Source organism: Pseudomonas sp. PvP025 (assembly GCF_017832155.1).
GTDB lineage: Bacteria > Pseudomonadota > Gammaproteobacteria > Pseudomonadales > Pseudomonadaceae > Aquipseudomonas.
Genome location: NZ_JAFIBJ010000001.1, coordinates 5,050,385 through 5,067,522, shown reverse-complemented (window position 1 = coordinate 5,067,522; position 17,138 = coordinate 5,050,385). Strand labels below are relative to the sequence as shown.

The window sequence follows — 17,138 nt, the reverse complement described above, 5'->3', positions numbered from 1 at the left end:
GCGCGGTTTGCCTGATTCACCGAGTCGCCTGCACCGGGGGCAAGCCCCCTCCCACATGGGTTCGGTGGCGTTGCTGGCGGTTGCGGTGAGCCTGGCCGGTTGTGCCGGCCTGCCCGACCAGCGCCTGGCCAATGAAGCCCTCAAGCGCGGCGACACCGCCACCGCCCAGCAGAACTACCAGCAGCTGGCGGAGCTGGGTTACAGCGAGGCCCAAGTGGGCCTGGCCGATATCCAGGTCGGTACCCGTGACCCCGAGCAAATCAAACAGGCCGAAGCCACCTACCGCGCCGCCGCCGACACCTCGCCGCGCGCCCAGGCCCGCCTCGGTCGCCTGCTGGTGGCCAAGCCGGGCAGCACCGAAGCCGAGCACCATGAAGCCGAAGGCCTGCTGAAAAAAGCCTTTGCCAATGGCGAAGGCAACACGCTGATCCCGCTGGCGATGCTGTACCTGCAATACCCGCACAGTTTCCCGAACGTGAACGCGCAGCAACAGATCACCAAGTGGCAAGCCGCCGGTTACCCGGAAGCCGGCCTGGCCCAGGTGCTGCTGTATCGCACCCAGGACACCTACGACCAGCATCTGGCTGACGTCGAGCGCATCTGCAAGGCCGCGCTCAACACCACCGATATCTGCTATGTCGAGCTGGCCACCGTGTACCAGAAACAGGCCGCGCCGGAAAAACAGGCCGAACTGCTCAAGCAACTGGAAGCCGGCTACAGCCGTGGCACCGTCACTGCGCAGCGCGTCGACAGCGTCGCCCGCGTGCTTGGCGATGCCACCCTCGGCACCCCGGATGAAAAAACCGCCCAGGCCTTGCTGGAAAAAATCGCCCCCGGCTACCCGGCCTCCTGGGTCAGCCTGGCGCAACTGCTCTACGACTTCCCGGAACTGGGCGATGTCGACCAGATGATGCAGTACCTGGACAACGGCCGCGCGGCCGACCAGCCGCGCGCCGAACTGCTGCTGGGCAAGCTCTACTACGAAGGCAAGTGGGTGCCGGCAGACGCCAAGGCCGCCGAAGCGCATTTCGAAAAAGCCGTGGGCAGGGAAGTCGCTGCCGACTACTACCTCGGCCAGATCTACCGCCGTGGCTACCTGGGCAAGGTTTACCCGCAGAAGGCCCTGGACCACCTGCTGACCGCTGCGCGCAACGGCCAGAACAGCGCCGACTTCGCCATCGCCCAACTGTTTTCCCAAGGCAAAGGCACCAAGCCCGACCCATTGAACGCCTATGTCTTCAGCCAGCTGGCCAAGGCCCAGGACACCCCGGAAGCCAATGAGTTGGCCACCCAGCTCGAAGCACCGCTGACGCCTGAGCAACGCACCGAAGGCCAACGCCTGGTGCAACAGGAATTGGCCGCCCGCGGCACCCTGGCCCAGAGCACGCTGCAATTGCACGCCCTGGATGAAGAAGACGACGGCGAGGAATCCCTATGAAGCTCAACCCATTCGTCAAGGCCGGAATCGGCCTGACCTTCGCCCTGCTGTGGTCGTGCCCGACCCTGGCCGCGCTCACCGAAGCGAAGAACTTCGGCCTGGAAGTCAAAGTCACCGGCCAGTCCGAGGACGACCGCGACCTGGGCACCCAGAAAGGCGGCGACGTCAACGGTATCGGTATCGACCTGCGCCCGTGGATCTACGGTGAAAGCGGCAACTGGAGCGCTTACGCCATGGGCCAGGCCGTGGCCTCCAGCGACATCATCGAAACCGACACCCTGCAACAGTCGGCCGATGACGAGAACCAGCAAACCAGCAACAGCGACCGCAAGACCAAAAAGAATTACCTGGCAATGCGCGAATTCTGGGTGGCGTACGGCGGCTTCACGCCCTACCCCGGCGAGCTTCTCAAGTTCGGTCGCCAGCGCCTGCGCAATGACGACGGTCAATGGCGCGACACCAACATCGAAGCGCTGAACTGGACCTTCGACACCACCCTGCTCAAGGCCAATGTGGGCGCCGCCGAACGCTTCAGCGAATACCGCACCGACCTCAAGGAACTGTCCCCGGTCGACAAGGACCGCCAGCACCTCTACGCCGACGCCGCCTACCAGTGGACGCCGGGCCAGTGGATCGGCCTGCGCGGGCACCACACCCATGACAACGGCAAGCTCGACTTCCCGGAACCGGGCGTGGCCACCGACTCGCTGGACAAGCGCGAAAACGGCGACCTGACCTGGCTCGGCATCGAAGCCAACAGCGACGCCTATAACTGGCGCAACACCAACACCGTCAACTACTGGGCCAGCGTCACCGGCATGAAAGGCGACCGCGACACGGTCAACGCGCTGAACGCCGACGGCAGCCGCCCTGCCACCGCCAAGCGCAGCGACAACATCAGCGGCTGGGCCACCGACCTGGGCGTGCGTCTGCGCCTGGACCCGCAGTGGCAAGTGGGCGCGGCGTACTCCCGTGCCAGCGCCGAGTACGAGCAGAACGGCCTGCAAAGCAACCGTTCGAACTGGACCGGCACCCAGTCCCGCGTGCACCGCTTCGGCGAAGCGTTTCGCGGCGAGATGAACAACATGCAGTCCATGAGCCTGTTCGGTTCCTGGCAACTGCGTGAGGACTACGACGCCAGCCTGGTGTACCACAAGTTCTGGCGCGTGGACGGCAACAAGCCGGTGGGCAGCAACGGCATCGACGCGGTGCAGAACAACACCGATGACGTGACCGGCGCGATCCTCTCCAGTACCTCGCTGCCGCTTGAAGACGGCAAGAAAGACCTGGGCCAGGAGATGGACCTCGTCGTCACCAAATACTTCAAGAAAGGCCTGCTGCCGGCCGCGCTCAGCCAGTCGATTGACGAGCCGTCGGCGCTGGTGCGCTTTCGCGCCGGCGTGTTCAAGCCGGGCGACGCCTATGGCAGCCAGGTCGACTCGTACATGCATCGCGCCTTTGTCGACGTGATCTGGAAGTTCTGATGGGAGCCTGTGCAATGAATGCTCAAAGCCTACTCGTCGCGGCAATGCTGATGGCCAGCGCCACGGCCTTTGCCGACACGGCGGCCAAGGCGCCGACCATCGCCAAGGAACTGCAACAGGCCAAGACCTACACCATTTCCAGCCCGCCCACCGCGCCGCTGGAAATGGCCAAGCCGGCGCTGCCCGACCTCTCGGGCTACACCGCGGCGGCGATGGAAAAGAAGATCGTGCGCAGCACGCCGGGCAAGGTCAGCATCCGTCGCATGATGCAGGAAGACGCGCTCAAGGACTTTATCGGCGGTGATAACAAGATGGCCGAATGGGTGGTGCGCCAGCACGGCATTCCCCAGGCGATCTTTGTCGACGACGGCTACATGAACCTCAAGGACCTGTTGGCCAAAGTGCCCAAACAGTACTTGAGCGAAACGTCGCCGGGAGTGTTCCTGGCCAAGCTGCCAATCGTGGTGGGCCGCAAGGGCATCCTCGAAATCGACGGGAAAACCCAGGAGCTGCGCCTGTCCCAGCAAGCCGGTTCGTTCCTGATCAACGACGGCCAGCTGTTTGTGCGCGACACCAAAATTACCGGTTGGGATGAAAAAGCCAACGGCCCGGCGCTGTTCAAGTCGCCCAACGAATTCCGCCCGTTCCTGCTGGCCTGGGGCGGTACCCAGACCTATATCGCCAACAGCAAGATGGCCAGCTTCGGCTACGCCAACAGCAAGTCGTACGGGGTGAGTATTTCCCAGTACACGCCAAACATGGCCAAGGTGCTCAAGCGCCCTGAGCCGACTGGCTGGATCATCGATTCAGAGTTCTCGGACATGTGGTACGGCTTCTACTGCTACGAGACCACGGGCTTTGTGATCAAGGGCAATACCTACAAGGACAACATCGTCTACGGCATTGACCCCCACGACCGGTCCCACGGCCTGATCATCGCGGACAACACCGTGTACGGCACGAAGAAGAAGCACGGCATCATCATTTCCCGCGAAGTGAACGACAGCTTCATCTTCAACAACCGCAGCTACGACAACAAGCTCTCGGGCCTGGTGATCGACCGTAACAGCGTCAACAACCTGATCGCCGATAACGAGATCTACCGCAACCACACCGACGGCATCACCCTCTATGAGAGCGGCGACAACCTGCTGTGGGGCAACAAGGTGATCAGCAACCGTCGTCACGGCATCCGCGTGCGTAACAGCGTGAACATCAAGCTGTACGAAAACACTTCGATGGCCAACGGGCTGACCGGCGTGTACGGCCACATCAAGGACCTGACCGACACCGACCGCGACATCGCCCTCGACCCGTTCGACGCCAAGGTCTCGCTGATCGTGGTCGGCGGTGAACTGGCCGGTAACGGCAGCGGGCCGCTGTCGATCGACTCGCCGTTGAGCATCGAGCTGTACCGCGTGTCGATGCTGGCACCGACCAAAACCAGTGGCATCAGCTTCTCCGGGATTCTCGGTGAACGCCAGGAAGAAATTCTCGACCTGCTGGTGCGCCAGCAGAAAGCCGTGCTGATCGACCCTGTCGAACGCCAGACCGAAATGCTGGACTGAGGATGACCCTTATGCACCCACACATGATCAAACTGCTGAGCCTTTCGGGTCTGACCCTCGGCCTGCTGGCGGCCAGCCAGGGCGTGCGCGCCGACGAAGTGAAGGCACCGACCTTCACCGCCGAACCGTGCTGCAGCCTGTGCCCGGCCGCCCATGACGCGAAGAACTACACCACGCGCTACCAGCAGAACTTCACCACCCTGGTGCAAGCCCAGGGCGACTGGCTGTTCCGTACCCAGGAAGACCTGCGCACCGAATTCGACACCAGCCCCGCCGGCTACAAGCGTCTGCAACAGCTGCACGATGCGTTCAAGGCCAAGGGCGTGGAACTGGTGCTGGTGTACCAGCCGACCCGTGGCCTGGTGAACCGCAACAAGCTCAACCCGGCGGAAAAAGCCTCTTTCGATTTCGACAAGGCACTGGGCAACTACAAAACCATGCTCGGCCGCTTCGCCAAAATGGGCTACGTGGTGCCGGACCTGTCGCCCTTGACCAACGAGCAACTGCCGGATGAATTGCCGGCCCACGATTTCTACTTCCGCGGCGACCAGCACTGGACCCCGTACGGCGCCCAGCGCACCGCGAAGATCGTCGGCGCCAAGGTGCGCTCACTGCCGGAATTTGCCGATATTCCTCGCCAGGAATTCGAAACCAAGCGTTCCGGGCGCATGGGCAAGACCGGCACCCTGCACAACATGGCCGGCCAGCTGTGCGGCACCAGCTACGCGATCCAGTACATGGACCAGTTCACCACCGAGCCCAAGGGCGAAGCGGGCGACGGCGACCTGTTCAGCGATTCGGGCAACCCGCAGATCACCCTGGTGGGCACCAGCCACAGCGGCAAGAACTACAACTTCGCCGGCTTCCTCCAACAGGAAATCGGCGCCGACATCCTCAATGTCGCCTTCCCCGGCGGTGGCCTGGAAGGCTCGATGATCCAGTACCTGGGCAGCGAAGAATTCCAGAAAACCCCGCCGAAAATCCTTATCTGGGAATTCTCGCCGCTGTATCGCCTGGACCAGGAAACCATCTACCGCCAGATGATGGCGCTGCTCGACAACGGCTGCGAAGGCAAGCCTACGCAGATGAGTGCCAGCACCACGCTCAAACCCGGCAAGAACGAACTGATGGTCAACAGTTCGAACAAAGACCTGCGTAACGTGAACCACCAGGTCGATATCCGCTTCGCCGATCCGTCGGTGAAAACCTTGCAAGCCACCCTCTGGTACATGAACGGGCGCCACGAGGACATCAAGATCGAGAAACCCGAAACATCCGATACAGACGGGCGTTTCGCCTTTGAACTGCGCACCGATGAAGACTGGGCCTCGCAGAACCTGCTGGCCGTGGAAGTGCAGGGCCCCGAAGCGGGCGCTGCCGCGCAGAAAGTCGAAGCGAAAATTTGCACACGCAACGTATTTCCAGGCGGCGGTCAACAGACCGCCCAACTCGGAAAGTGAGGTTACCTATGCAAAAGTTATTGATTCCATCGTTGCTCGGCCTGGCGATCTTTGCCGGCGCCGCCAACGCCGCCGCGCCGCTGCGTCCGCCCCAGGGCTATTTCGCCCCGATCGAAGCGTTCAAGACCGGCGACTTCAAGGAAAACTGCGACACCATGCCCACGCCCTACACCGGGCCATTGCAGTTTCGCAGCAAATACGAAGGCTCCGACAAGGCACGTTCCACGCTGAACCTGCAGTCGGAAAAAGCCTTTCGCGACAGCACCGCCGACATCACCAAGCTGGAAAAAGACACCAGCAAGCGGGTGATGCAGTTCATGCGCGACGGCCGTCCGCAGCAGCTTGAATGCACACTGAACTGGTTGGTGTCGTGGGCCAAGGCCGACGCCTTGATGTCCAAGGACTTCAACCACACCGGCAAGTCCATGCGCAAATGGGCACTGGGCAGCATGGCCTCGGCCTATGTGCGCCTGAAGTTCTCCGACTCGCACCCGCTGGCCAATCACCAGCAGGAATCGCAGTTGATCGAAGCCTGGTTCAACAAACTCGCCGACCAGGTGGTGAGCGACTGGGACAACCTGCCGCTGGAAAAAACCAACAACCATTCCTACTGGGCCGCCTGGTCGGTGATGGCCACGTCCGTCGCCACCAACCGTCGCGACCTGTTTGACTGGGCCGTGAAGGAATACAAGGTCGGCGTGAACCAGGTCGACGACCAGGGCTTTTTGCCGAATGAATTGAAGCGCCAGCAACGCGCCCTGTCGTACCACAACTATGCCCTGCCGCCGCTGTCGATGATCGCCAGTTTCGCGCTGGTGAATGGTGTGGACCTGCGCCAGGAAAACAACAGCGCGCTCAAGCGCCTGGGCGACAAAGTGCTGGCCGGGGTCAAGGACCCGGAGATCTTCGAGCAGAAGAACGGCAAAGAGCAGGACATGAAGGACCTGAAACAGGACATGAAATTCGCCTGGCTCGAACCCTTCTGCACCCTCTACACCTGCGCCCCGGACGTGATCGAACGCAAGCACGGCATGCAACCGTTCAAGACCTTCCGCCTGGGCGGTGACCTGACCAAGGTCTACGACCCGGCGCATGAAAAAGGCAACAAAGGTTCCTGAGCAAACTCGGTTAGAAATGTGGGAGGGGGCAAGCCCCCTCCCACAGTTTGAGCCGGTTTTGTCAGTAGGAATGTTGTACCGCCCTCCCCGTCTTTTCGTGGGGGGGTTTGGGGGGGCTGCGGCCCTTGACTGTTGGTTAAACATGGAGAGATCGGGATGGTTTTCTCGTCCAATGTGTTCCTGTTTCTGTTCTTGCCGATCTTTCTCGGCTTGTACTACTTGAGCGGGCAACGCTATCGCAACCTGCTGCTGCTGATTGCCAGCTATGTGTTCTACGCCTGGTGGCGAGTGGACTTCCTGGCGCTGTTCGCCGCCGTCACGCTGTGGAATTACTGGATCGGCCTGAAGGTCGGTGCGGCGGGCGTGCGCACCAAGCCGGCCCAACGCTGGCTGCTGCTGGGCGTGGCGGTCGACCTGTGCATTCTCGGCTACTTCAAGTACGCCAACTTCGGCGTCGACAGCATCAACGTGATGATGAAGTCGGCGGGCCTGGAGCCGTTCATCCTCACCCACGTGCTGTTGCCGATCGGCATCTCGTTCTACATCTTCGAGTCCATCAGCTACATCATCGACGTGTATCGCGGCGACACCCCGGCCACGCGCAACCTCATCGACTTTGCCGCGTTCGTGGCGATCTTCCCGCACTTGATCGCCGGCCCCGTGCTGCGTTTTCGCGACCTGGCCGACCAGTTCAACAACCGCACGCACACCCTCGATAAATTCTCCGAGGGCTGCACGCGGTTCATGCAGGGTTTCATCAAGAAGGTATTCATTGCCGACACCCTCGCGGTGGTGGCCGACCATTGCTTCGCCCTGCAAAACCCCACCACGGGCGATGCCTGGCTCGGCGCGCTGGCCTACACCGCGCAGCTGTACTTCGACTTCTCCGGCTACAGCGACATGGCCATCGGCCTGGGCTTGATGATGGGTTTTCGCTTCATGGAAAACTTCAAGCAGCCGTACATCAGCCAGTCGATCACCGAGTTCTGGCGGCGCTGGCACATCAGCCTCTCCACCTGGCTGCGTGACTACCTCTACATCACCCTGGGTGGCAACCGCAAAGGCACACTGACCACCTACCGCAACCTGTTCCTGACCATGCTGCTCGGTGGCCTGTGGCACGGCGCGAACATCACCTACATCGTGTGGGGCGCCTGGCACGGCATGTGGCTGGCGATTGAAAAAGCCATTGGCCTGAACACCGCGCCGCGCAGCTTCAACGTGGTGCGCTGGGCCTTCACCTTCCTGCTGGTGGTGATGGGCTGGGTGATCTTCCGCGCCGAAAACCTGCACGTGGCCGGGCGTATGTACGGCGCCATGTTCAGCTTTGGCGAGTGGTCGCTGTCGGAACTCAACCGTTCCAGCCTCACCGGCCTGCAAGTGGCAACCCTGGTGGTGGCCTACGCCACCCTGGCGTTCTTCGGCCTGCGCGACTTCTACACCAACCGCCCTGCGGATAAAGCCAAACCGGCCGACCCGAGCCTGATCAAGGCGGTACCGGGCGACAACCCCGGCAGCATCCATCAGCCCGGTTTCAGCGTGGGTCGCGATGCGGCCGTGCAACCGGCCTACTGGACCGCTGACTGGCCACGCTACGCCATGCGCGCGGCGGTGCTGCTGCTGTTCGTGGCGTCGATTCTGAAACTGTCGGCGCAGAGTTTCTCGCCGTTCCTTTACTTCCAATTCTGAGGGAGCCGACCATGACCCGTTCATTACGCGTCCTCTATATAAGCCTGTTCCTGGCGCTGCTGCTGGCCCTGGGCGCCTGGTCGCTGCGCAGCTTCATGGGCTTTAGCACCAACGCCGACGCGACCGTGCTCAACGGTCGCTGGACCAAGGCCGTCGAGACCCATTACGACAAAGAGTTCCCGATCAAACGCCTGGGCACCAACCTGTGGGCAGCGCTGGACTACAAGCTGTTCAACGAAGGCCGCACCGGCGTGGTACTGGGTCGCGATCACTGGCTGTACAGCGATGAGGAATTCAACGCCATCGCCAACCAGGACCAGAACCTGCAAGACAACTACGCGCTGGTCGAGGGCGTACGCCAGCAGCTCAAGGCCCGTGGCATCCAGCTGGTGATGGCGATTGTGCCGGCCAAGGTGCGCCTGTACCCGGAGCACCTGGATGAGGTGAAACCGGCGAGCATCCACGCCAACCTGTACCAGGACTTCCACGCCCGTGTCGCCGCCGACAAGATCGTCGCGCCGGACCTGCTGGGGCCGCTGCAACAGGCCAAGCTGGCTGGCACGCAAGTGTTCCTGCGCACCGACACCCACTGGACTCCGGACGGCGCGGAAATCGCGGCCAGGCAGTTGGCCAAAACCATCTCCGAGAAAACGCCGTTGAGCGGCGAGCCGCAGCGCTTTGTCACGGAGGCGGAAAAAACCGAGCCGCACAAAGGTGACCTGCGCCTGTTCCTGCCCCTGGACCCGCTGTTCGAAAACCTGATGCCGCCCAAGGAGCCCCTGCAAAAGCGCGTGACGCACCTGGCTGAAGACAAAGGCGACGACGCCCTGTTTGCCGACAGCGAGACCCCGGTGGCACTGGTGGGCACCAGCTACAGCGCCAACCCCAACTGGAACTTCGTCGGCGCGCTCAAGCAGGCCCTGCACAGCGACGTCATCAACTACTCCGAAGACGGCCACGGCCCGATCCTGCCGATGCTCAGCTACCTGAAAAGCGATGACTTCAAGAACAACCCGCCGCAAGTGCTGATCTGGGAATTTCCTGAACGTTATCTGCCTGTGAACAACGAAATCGGCGACGCCGACCCCGACTGGGTTGCGCAGCTCAAACAAGCCGGTATGCGCCAGCAAGACATGGCGTTGAACAACACCCTTAAAAAATCCGAGACGCCCGACCGGGCGCAAAACTGAAAGAGAGGTAACTCACATGACTTTCACTACAACTGCGCGCCATCTCGCCAAGTCCCTGGCCATCGCTGCCGGCGTAAGCTTCGTATCGATGTCCGCCTTCGCCGGTGGTGACGCCGCCCTGTACGGCCCCACCGCGCCAAAAGGCTCGAGCTTTGTGCGCATCTACAACGCCAGCAACCAGGAAGTCAGTGCCACCGTGGGCAACACCAACCTCAGTGAGGTTGCGCCACTGGCCAGCAGCGACTTCAGCTTCATGCCCGGCGGTGACTACAGCGCCAAGGTCGGCAGCCAGACCGTGCCGGTCAAACTGGCCGCCGATCACTACTACACCCTGGTCAACAGCGGCAGCGGCCAGCCGCAGCTGATCGAAGAGCCGCCCTTCAAGAACAAACAGAAATCCCTGGTGCGCGTGCAGAACCTCAGCGACAAGGCCCTGACCCTGAAAACCGCCGACGGCAAGACCGATGTGGTCAAGTCGGTGGCCGCCAAGGGCCGTGGCGAGCGTGAAATCAACCCGGTGAAGGTAAGCCTGGCGTTGTATGACGGTGACAAGAAAGTCGGCGATGTGAAGCCGGTTGCGTTGGAACGTGGTGAAGCGGCGGTGCTGTATGTCACCGGCACAGGTTCGAGCCTGTCGCCAGTGTGGGTGAAACGCCCGGTATCGACCCGCTGATTAGCTTTTGAAATTGACTCTGACTCAATCGATTCAAGGAGAAATACCGATGATTCCAGTAATCCTTTCCGGTGGCAGCGGCTCACGTCTTTGGCCGCTTTCGCGCAAACAGTTCCCAAAACAGTTCCTGGCCCTGACCGGTGAGCACACCCTGTTCCAGCAAACCCTGGAGCGCCTGGTGTTCGAAGGCATGGACGCGCCGATTGTGGTGTGCAACAAGGACCACCGTTTCATCGTCAACGAGCAGTTGAGCGCCCGCAAGCTCGAGTGCCAGCGCATCCTGATGGAACCCTTCGGCCGCAACACCGCGCCAGCCGTGGCGCTGACCGCGATGATGCTGGTCAACGAAGGCCGTGACGACCTGATGCTGGTGCTGCCGGCCGACCACGTGATCGACGACCAGAAAGCCCTGCAACGCGCCCTGGCCCTGGCCACCGTGGCCGCCGAGCGCGGCGAGATGGTGCTGTTCGGTGTCCCGGCCACCCGCCCGGAAACCGGTTATGGCTATATCAAGTCGGCCAACGACTCGCTGCTGCCCGAAGGCGTCAGCCGTGTTGAGCAGTTCGTGGAAAAACCAAACGAGAAGCGCGCCGTCGAGTTCGTCAAAAGCGGCGGCTATTTCTGGAACAGCGGCATGTTCCTGTTCCGCGCCAGCCGCTTCCTCGAAGAGTTGAAAAAGCACGATCCGGACATCTACGACACCTGCCTGCTGACCCTGGAGCGCAGCGAGCAGACCGCCGACACCGTGACCTTCGACGAGGCCACCTTCGCCTGCTGCCCGGACAACTCCATCGACTACGCCGTGATGGAAAAAACCCAGCGCGCCTGCGTGGTGCCGCTGAGCGCCGGCTGGAGCGACGTGGGCTGCTGGGCCTCGCTGTGGGCGGTCAACGAAAAGGACGCCAACGGCAACGTGAGCAAGGGCGACGTGGTGATCCAGGACAGCCGTAACTGCATGGTGCACGGCAACGGCAAGCTGGTGTCGGTGATCGGTCTGGACAATATCGTCGTGGTGGAAACCAAGGACGCGATGATGATTGCCCACAAGGACAAGGTCCAGGGCGTCAAGCAGATGGTCAACACCCTCAACGAGCAGGGCCGCAGCGAAACCCAGAACCACTGCGAAGTCTATCGTCCGTGGGGCTCCTACGACTCGGTGGACATGGGCGGGCGCTTCCAGGTCAAGCACATCTCGGTCAAGCCGGGCGCGTGCCTGTCGCTGCAGATGCACCACCACCGCGCCGAACACTGGATCGTGGTGAGCGGCACCGCCGAGGTCACCTGTGACGAGAACGTGTTCCTGCTCTGCGAGAACCAGTCCACCTACATCCCGATCGCCTCGGTGCACCGTCTGCGCAACCCGGGCAAGATCCCGCTGGAGATCATCGAAGTGCAATCGGGCAGCTACCTGGGCGAAGACGACATCGAGCGCTTCGAAGACATCTACGGCCGCTCGACGCCGATTGAACGTGGCGTGTCGGTGAAAACTATCGCGCAGTAACACGGTCGTAGAACAAGCCCCCACCCGGCCCACTGCGTCCCCTATCCGCAGTGGGCCGGGTGGGGGCTTTTTTTTGGATTGCTGGCGACTGTGAAGGCCCCTGCGCTTTTGCCTAGCCAGGATTAGGCGGCATATAGGGTGTCTCACCACGAGAGATGACTCGATTGGTCAGCCCCGAGCCAGGGCCGGTCCTGTACTGCAATGGGATGTCGAACTTGGTGTCCACATAGAAGATATGTGGGTAATCCGGGTCGCTCAACAGCACCAGGCCTGAGGTGTTGACCTCGAAATAGTTGGTCATTTTATCCAGCGTGTTGCCATATTTTCGCCGCCCGAAAATCAGCCGGGATATCTGCTCCGTTGGCCTGTCTTCAGGGGCCAGGTCCGTAAAGTAGTGCCTGCCCTGCCCTCGGGGCAGAGGGGTTCCGTTCAAATGCGTGGAGGATGGCTCGAAGGCGCGTTGCGCGGCGAACGAAGCCTGACGGTCTTGCGACGTATATTTGTAGAACACGTTCTTTCCTTTGACGGGCGGCTCCAGCTCAGCCTTTTCACCGGGAAAGGCTTCAGCCAACCTGGGCCGCTTGAACGTGGATTGCCCGGTCTGGCCGTCGCTGGACGTTGCTGAAGCCGAGGTCCCAGTCGCGTCTCGCGGGCGCTTGCTCGGTAACTGCTGCCCTTCCCTGCCACCGCCGAGCATTCTGTTCATACGCCACTGGCCGTTGCCTGTCGGCTCCAGCAGCATCACCCTGGCTCTGGTCACCGGATTGATAACCCAGACAGGCCCTCCGGATTTGTAGACACGACTGATTTCGAAAACCCCGCGTTCACCCCCGCCTTCGCCGTAGCGCACATAATGCTGCTCCCCGACCTGGTAAGTACCGTCGCCCTTGATCGTGCAGCCCTCCAACAGGGCATCGGGCAACGCGTGTTCGCTGAAGTCAGGTAACCCGATATCGGCCTCGCTGAACTCCGGCACGATCACGGGAGGCCCTTCCTGGGGAAGCGTAAAGGGGTCGTCGACTTTCGCCCCGCCACTGATCGAAAACAGGGTGTTGAGCATGCCGTCGATCACCTTGGCGTTTCCAACCGCACGCTCTGCCTGTGTATCGCCAGAAACAGTTTTTTCGCCCCCCACTGCAGCTTCCGCAAGGCCTGTGAATACGGCCGCCGCAGCAGCAGGCGCGCCCAGAGGCGCCAATCTGGCCAACAATTGGGCAGCAACCGACAGGTCGTTAAGCCAGGTGTCGCGGGTGACTTCACTGTCGGATTTGATGGCAACATCCGCGTCGCTGTACATACGCTCGGCTGTCAGTTGCGCCATGTGGCTGAAAATATCGTCCTTGATGGCGAAATTGCTGCGGTCAATGACGGTACCTTCCAGATTATCGCTGGCGCCCGTACCGAGATGTTCCAGGGACACGTCGACGCCTTCCTTTGGGCGGCTGGGAATCAGCGCGATCAGCTCGGTCAGCGGGTTCACGGCGTAAAGCAGGTTCAGCCAAAAGGTATCGGCCCCCCTGTCCTGCCGATTTTCTAATGAGAAGTGCGATTCCAGAGCTTTTCGCGTTGATGCAGAACGGGCTTGGTCGGCGACCCACTGGTCCATTTTCTCCAGTGAGGCGAATGTAAGAAATGCGGGCCTGGCGCCCGGTATATAGAGGATCTGCCTGCCGTTGAGGCGGCCCTTCAAGTACTCGCGCGGGCCTGTGTCGGGCAGAGTGAAACGCAAAATATCAGTGGACTTGAATCCATTGATATCGAAGGCATGGACGTCCACGCTGCCGCTGACCGGAAACGGGGCCTTCAACTGTTCGACGCCCAGAGGCTGGTTTTCATCCACAGGCACGCCGCCTATCGCTTCCATCAGCCTGCGAAAATCATTACGGGAGAACTGATGCTCAGGGACCTGCAATGCCCGCTCGGCAGGCAGACTGTTCAATTGGGTTTTCAGTTGCTGACGCGCCTGGTAGATGAATTCGCCTTTCAGGACTGTTCGGTAGTCATCGGCATGATCTTTCCAGAAACGGGTAATTTTTTCGGTGACCTTCGCCTGCAAATCGTACTTCCAGACGCCGCGCATAAAATCCGACGGGGCCAGCGGAATTTGATTATGCGCGCCGTACCCTGATTTTTGACTCTGGCCGGGGCCGTCTTTATACAACCCGGCCTCCAGGTCCAGATTGCCCGGAACCCAATCATGCTCGGAAAAGTTGTTCAATACTGCGTCGGTCAAGCTGATTGAGGAGGCTGGCTCCTCATCCAGATGTTCCCAACCGGATGCGGTCGAGGCCGATTGCGAACCATGAAAACGGTTCAGGTAGGTCTTGTCGGCATCCACATGCAAGCCGGTCAGGTCGAACACAATTGCTTCAGCGCATCGCCTGGCTTCGGCGCGCACATCCGGGAGTGCAGCCGCCGCACTCATTGCAAGCTTGCTGAACTTGTCTTTCTCGAGCGAGGCCCTGGCGGCTTGCCCGGTATCGACCACAGGGGCATTTGAGCGTGCAGTCAACGGGACAGAACGGACAGGCTCTTGCGGCATAGACCGCACCGCCACCGGCTCTGGCGGATAGGCAGGCTCAATGGGAGCTGTCTGATGTTGCGAACGCTGAGGAGCGGTGATCATTGGCGGGGGCTCATATACGTTGACAGACCATCTGGTCTGGGAATTATCCGAAAGGACGTCATGACCTGAGTGTCAATCCGAGCAAAAAAACGCGAACACACTCCGTTAGGATTAATGTCTATTGCAGAACATTGCGCCCGTCATCCGCAGCGAGTTGGACACCGCTTTTTTTGGGACGTGTGGTGGCATCCCCATCAAACATGCACGCGAACGCACCAGCGACGTATCAGGCATTGCCCGTGTACTCACACTGGCTGTTCAGTCAGTAAGCGTTCGCGAGCAAGTCGCACCGCCGCTTCCACAGAGCATCTGCACTTGACTGAACGGCATCAGGGCTTGCCCCGCATTGGGCTGCGCAGCAGCCCCAAAACCATGTTCTGCGTAGTGTCACGTACACCGCGTTTTCTTTGATTGGGGGCGCTCCGCGCCCCAACGCGGGGCAAGCCCGCTCGCCACGGGGATGTGGCTGCCTGAAACTTCAGGTTTTAAAATCAATAAGTTTGATAAGCGCTGGCTTGCCTGCGATGGCGTGCGAAAGCACACCGGATAGTCAACCCGCCTCCCCCACAGTAGGATGGTCCATCCATTCGCGAGGCGGTTTCCATGTTCTTCGGCGTTCTCCTGATCATCACCTGGCTGATCCTGCTGCTGCGCTACCCGGCCAAAGCCTTGCCGGTGTCCCTGGCCGCCGCCGCAGGCCTGGGTCTGGTCGCGGTGTGGGTGGTGTGGCTGGACAACCGCGAAGCCTCGCAACTGGCGCGCCTTGAACTGCGCATCGTCTACGCACCCCAGGAATGCCCCGCCGACCGCCCACTGAAACTGACCCTGAACAACGGCAACGACGTACCCCTCACCGAACTGCGCTGGCGCGTCGCCGCCTACGCACCGGGCGACAGCGTGAACCTGGCCGACAACGTCTACGCCGCTCCGCGCTATCGCGGCCCCGGCGAACTGCAGGCCGGCGCCACCTGGGACGACTGCCTGCCCACCCCGCCACTGCGCCCCGGTTACCGCGCGCAAACCCTGGAATTTCGTGCCGAGCACCTGCAAGGCAGTTTCTCGGACTGACAAAGGATTGACCCATGCCCAACGTACTCATCACCGGCTGCTCCAGCGGCATCGGCCGCGCCCTGGCCGACGCGTTTAAAAGCGCAGGCTTCGACGTGTGGGCCAGCGCCCGCCGCGCGGACGATGTCGCCGCCCTCGCTGCCGCAGGCTTGCGGGCCGTGCAACTGGACGTCAACGACAGCGCCGCCCTGCAGCACCTGGCCGAGCAACTGGGCGAGCTGGATGTGCTGGTCAACAACGCCGGCTACGGCGGCATGGGGCCGCTGCTCGACGGCGGCACCGAAGCCATGCAGCGCCAGTTCGAGACCAATGTGTTTTCCATTGTCGGCGTGACCCAGGCGCTGTTCCCCGCCCTGCGGCGCAGCAAGGGCCTGGTGGTGAACATCGGCAGCGTCTCCGGTGTGCTGGTCACCCCGTTTGCCGGCGCCTACTGCGCCTCCAAAGCCGCCGTGCACGCCCTGAGCGATGCCCTGCGCATGGAACTGGCACCGTTCGGCATCCGTGTGATGGAAGTGCAACCCGGCGCGATCAATACCCAATTTGCGAAAAACGCCGGCGCCCAGGCCGAACAGTTGATCAACGAACAATCACCCTGGTGGCCCCTGCGCGAAAGCATCCGCGCCCGCACCCAGGCCTCACAGGACAAGCCGACACCCGCCGGCGTATTCGCGGCGCATGTGCTCCAGGCCGCGCAGCGGCAACAGCCCCCGCGCCTGCTGCGCTCGGGCAATGGCAGCCGGGTGTTGCCGTTGATGGCGGCGTTGTTGCCCAGGGGCTTATTGGAAAAAGCATTGAAGAAACGCTTTGGCTTGAATGGGAGTTTATAAATGATCGACTACAGCGACTTTTTCGAAGAAGTGATTCAGACCCACATCGAGATCGAGCAATGGTTCGCCGGTGTCGCGCCGCAGGGCACGCTGCAACAGTTGCTGGCGCGCTTCTCGCCGGAGTTCACTATGATTGCGCCGTCCACCGGTACGCGCATGAATGCGGCCGGGGTCAATTATCTGTTTACGCGGCTCGGCGGGCAGCGGCCGGGGTTGAAGATCACCTTGAGCGAGCTGACCGGCATTGACCGGCACGCACGCGGGGCCATCGTCAGTTACCGCGAGCATCAGGTCGATGACAGCGGCACCCAGACAGACCGCCGGGCCACGGTGGTGTTCGAGAAGCTGGCCAGCGGCGCCCTGCTGTGGCGCCATTTGCACGAGACCTACTGCCAGGCCTGATCGGCCACTTCCCCAAGGCTGGCCCGCGCGCGCGGTCGCCAGCCCGCTCATTGCGCTGCAATACAATTTCGCTACAGAACTGAACGGGCGCTAT

13 protein-coding genes are annotated in these 17,138 nt (G+C 61.6%); 12 read left to right on the top strand and 1 reads right to left on the bottom strand.

The window, feature by feature from the left end; translation table 11 throughout:
* The first annotated feature begins 55 nt into the window (after window positions 1-55).
* The 9 genes from algK to JOE32_RS22010 all read left to right on the top strand — a co-directional run bounded on the left by algK (window position 56) and on the right by JOE32_RS22010 (window position 12,121).
* Entirely contained in the window at window positions 56-1,438 is a 1,383-nt protein-coding gene (algK, locus tag JOE32_RS22050) for an alginate biosynthesis TPR repeat lipoprotein AlgK (protein WP_209990691.1), read from the top strand.
* The gene (locus tag JOE32_RS22045) at window positions 1,435-2,922 is read left to right on the top strand and encodes an alginate export family protein (RefSeq protein ID WP_209988848.1); all 1,488 of its coding nucleotides are present in this window, start codon (window positions 1,435-1,437) and stop codon (window positions 2,920-2,922) included. Before algK ends, JOE32_RS22045 begins: the two co-directional genes overlap by 4 nt.
* On the top strand, window positions 2,922-4,490 hold the full coding sequence (gene algG, locus JOE32_RS22040; RefSeq protein WP_209988845.1) for a mannuronan 5-epimerase AlgG: 1,569 nt from the start codon (window positions 2,922-2,924) through the stop codon (window positions 4,488-4,490). The genes JOE32_RS22045 and algG overlap by 1 nt, the downstream gene beginning before the upstream one ends.
* Before the next feature lie 11 nt (window positions 4,491-4,501).
* Entirely contained in the window at window positions 4,502-5,950 is a 1,449-nt protein-coding gene (locus JOE32_RS22035) for an alginate O-acetyltransferase (RefSeq protein WP_209988842.1), read from the top strand.
* 8 nt (window positions 5,951-5,958) lie between these two features.
* The gene (locus JOE32_RS22030) at window positions 5,959-7,068 is read left to right on the top strand and encodes a mannuronate-specific alginate lyase (protein WP_209988839.1); all 1,110 of its coding nucleotides are present in this window, start codon (window positions 5,959-5,961) and stop codon (window positions 7,066-7,068) included.
* 156 nt (window positions 7,069-7,224) lie between these two features.
* The gene (locus tag JOE32_RS22025; protein WP_015371217.1) at window positions 7,225-8,757 is read left to right on the top strand and encodes an MBOAT family protein; all 1,533 of its coding nucleotides are present in this window, start codon (window positions 7,225-7,227) and stop codon (window positions 8,755-8,757) included.
* Between the two features lie 11 nt (window positions 8,758-8,768).
* On the top strand, window positions 8,769-9,947 hold the full coding sequence (locus JOE32_RS22020; protein WP_209988835.1) for an alginate O-acetyltransferase: 1,179 nt from the start codon (window positions 8,769-8,771) through the stop codon (window positions 9,945-9,947).
* 16 nt (window positions 9,948-9,963) lie between these two features.
* Entirely contained in the window at window positions 9,964-10,620 is a 657-nt protein-coding gene (locus JOE32_RS22015; RefSeq protein WP_209988831.1) for an alginate O-acetyltransferase AlgF, read from the top strand.
* Window positions 10,621-10,669: 49 nt separating this feature from the next.
* Entirely contained in the window at window positions 10,670-12,121 is a 1,452-nt protein-coding gene (locus JOE32_RS22010) for a mannose-1-phosphate guanylyltransferase/mannose-6-phosphate isomerase (protein WP_209988827.1), read from the top strand.
* A gap of 112 nt (window positions 12,122-12,233) precedes the next feature.
* Here the strand turns inward: JOE32_RS22010 and JOE32_RS22005 are convergent, their stop codons facing one another.
* Window positions 12,234-14,747 (bottom strand): DUF6543 domain-containing protein, encoded by a 2,514-nt coding sequence (locus JOE32_RS22005; protein WP_209988824.1) that lies wholly within the window; start codon window positions 14,745-14,747, stop codon window positions 12,234-12,236.
* Window positions 14,748-15,350: 603 nt separating this feature from the next.
* On the opposite strand from JOE32_RS22005, the gene JOE32_RS22000 reads away from it, so the two are divergent.
* From JOE32_RS22000 to JOE32_RS21990, 3 genes are read left to right on the top strand one after another with little or no spacing between them, the layout of a single operon-like run.
* Window positions 15,351-15,815 (top strand): multidrug transporter, encoded by a 465-nt coding sequence (locus tag JOE32_RS22000; protein WP_209988821.1) that lies wholly within the window; start codon window positions 15,351-15,353, stop codon window positions 15,813-15,815.
* Between the two features lie 14 nt (window positions 15,816-15,829).
* Window positions 15,830-16,642: an SDR family oxidoreductase gene (locus JOE32_RS21995; protein WP_209988818.1), complete on the top strand. Its 813-nt coding sequence runs from the start codon at window positions 15,830-15,832 to the stop codon at window positions 16,640-16,642.
* On the top strand, window positions 16,643-17,044 hold the full coding sequence (locus JOE32_RS21990) for a DUF4440 domain-containing protein (protein ID WP_209988815.1): 402 nt from the start codon (window positions 16,643-16,645) through the stop codon (window positions 17,042-17,044).
* The last annotated feature ends 94 nt before the right edge of the window (window positions 17,045-17,138 follow it).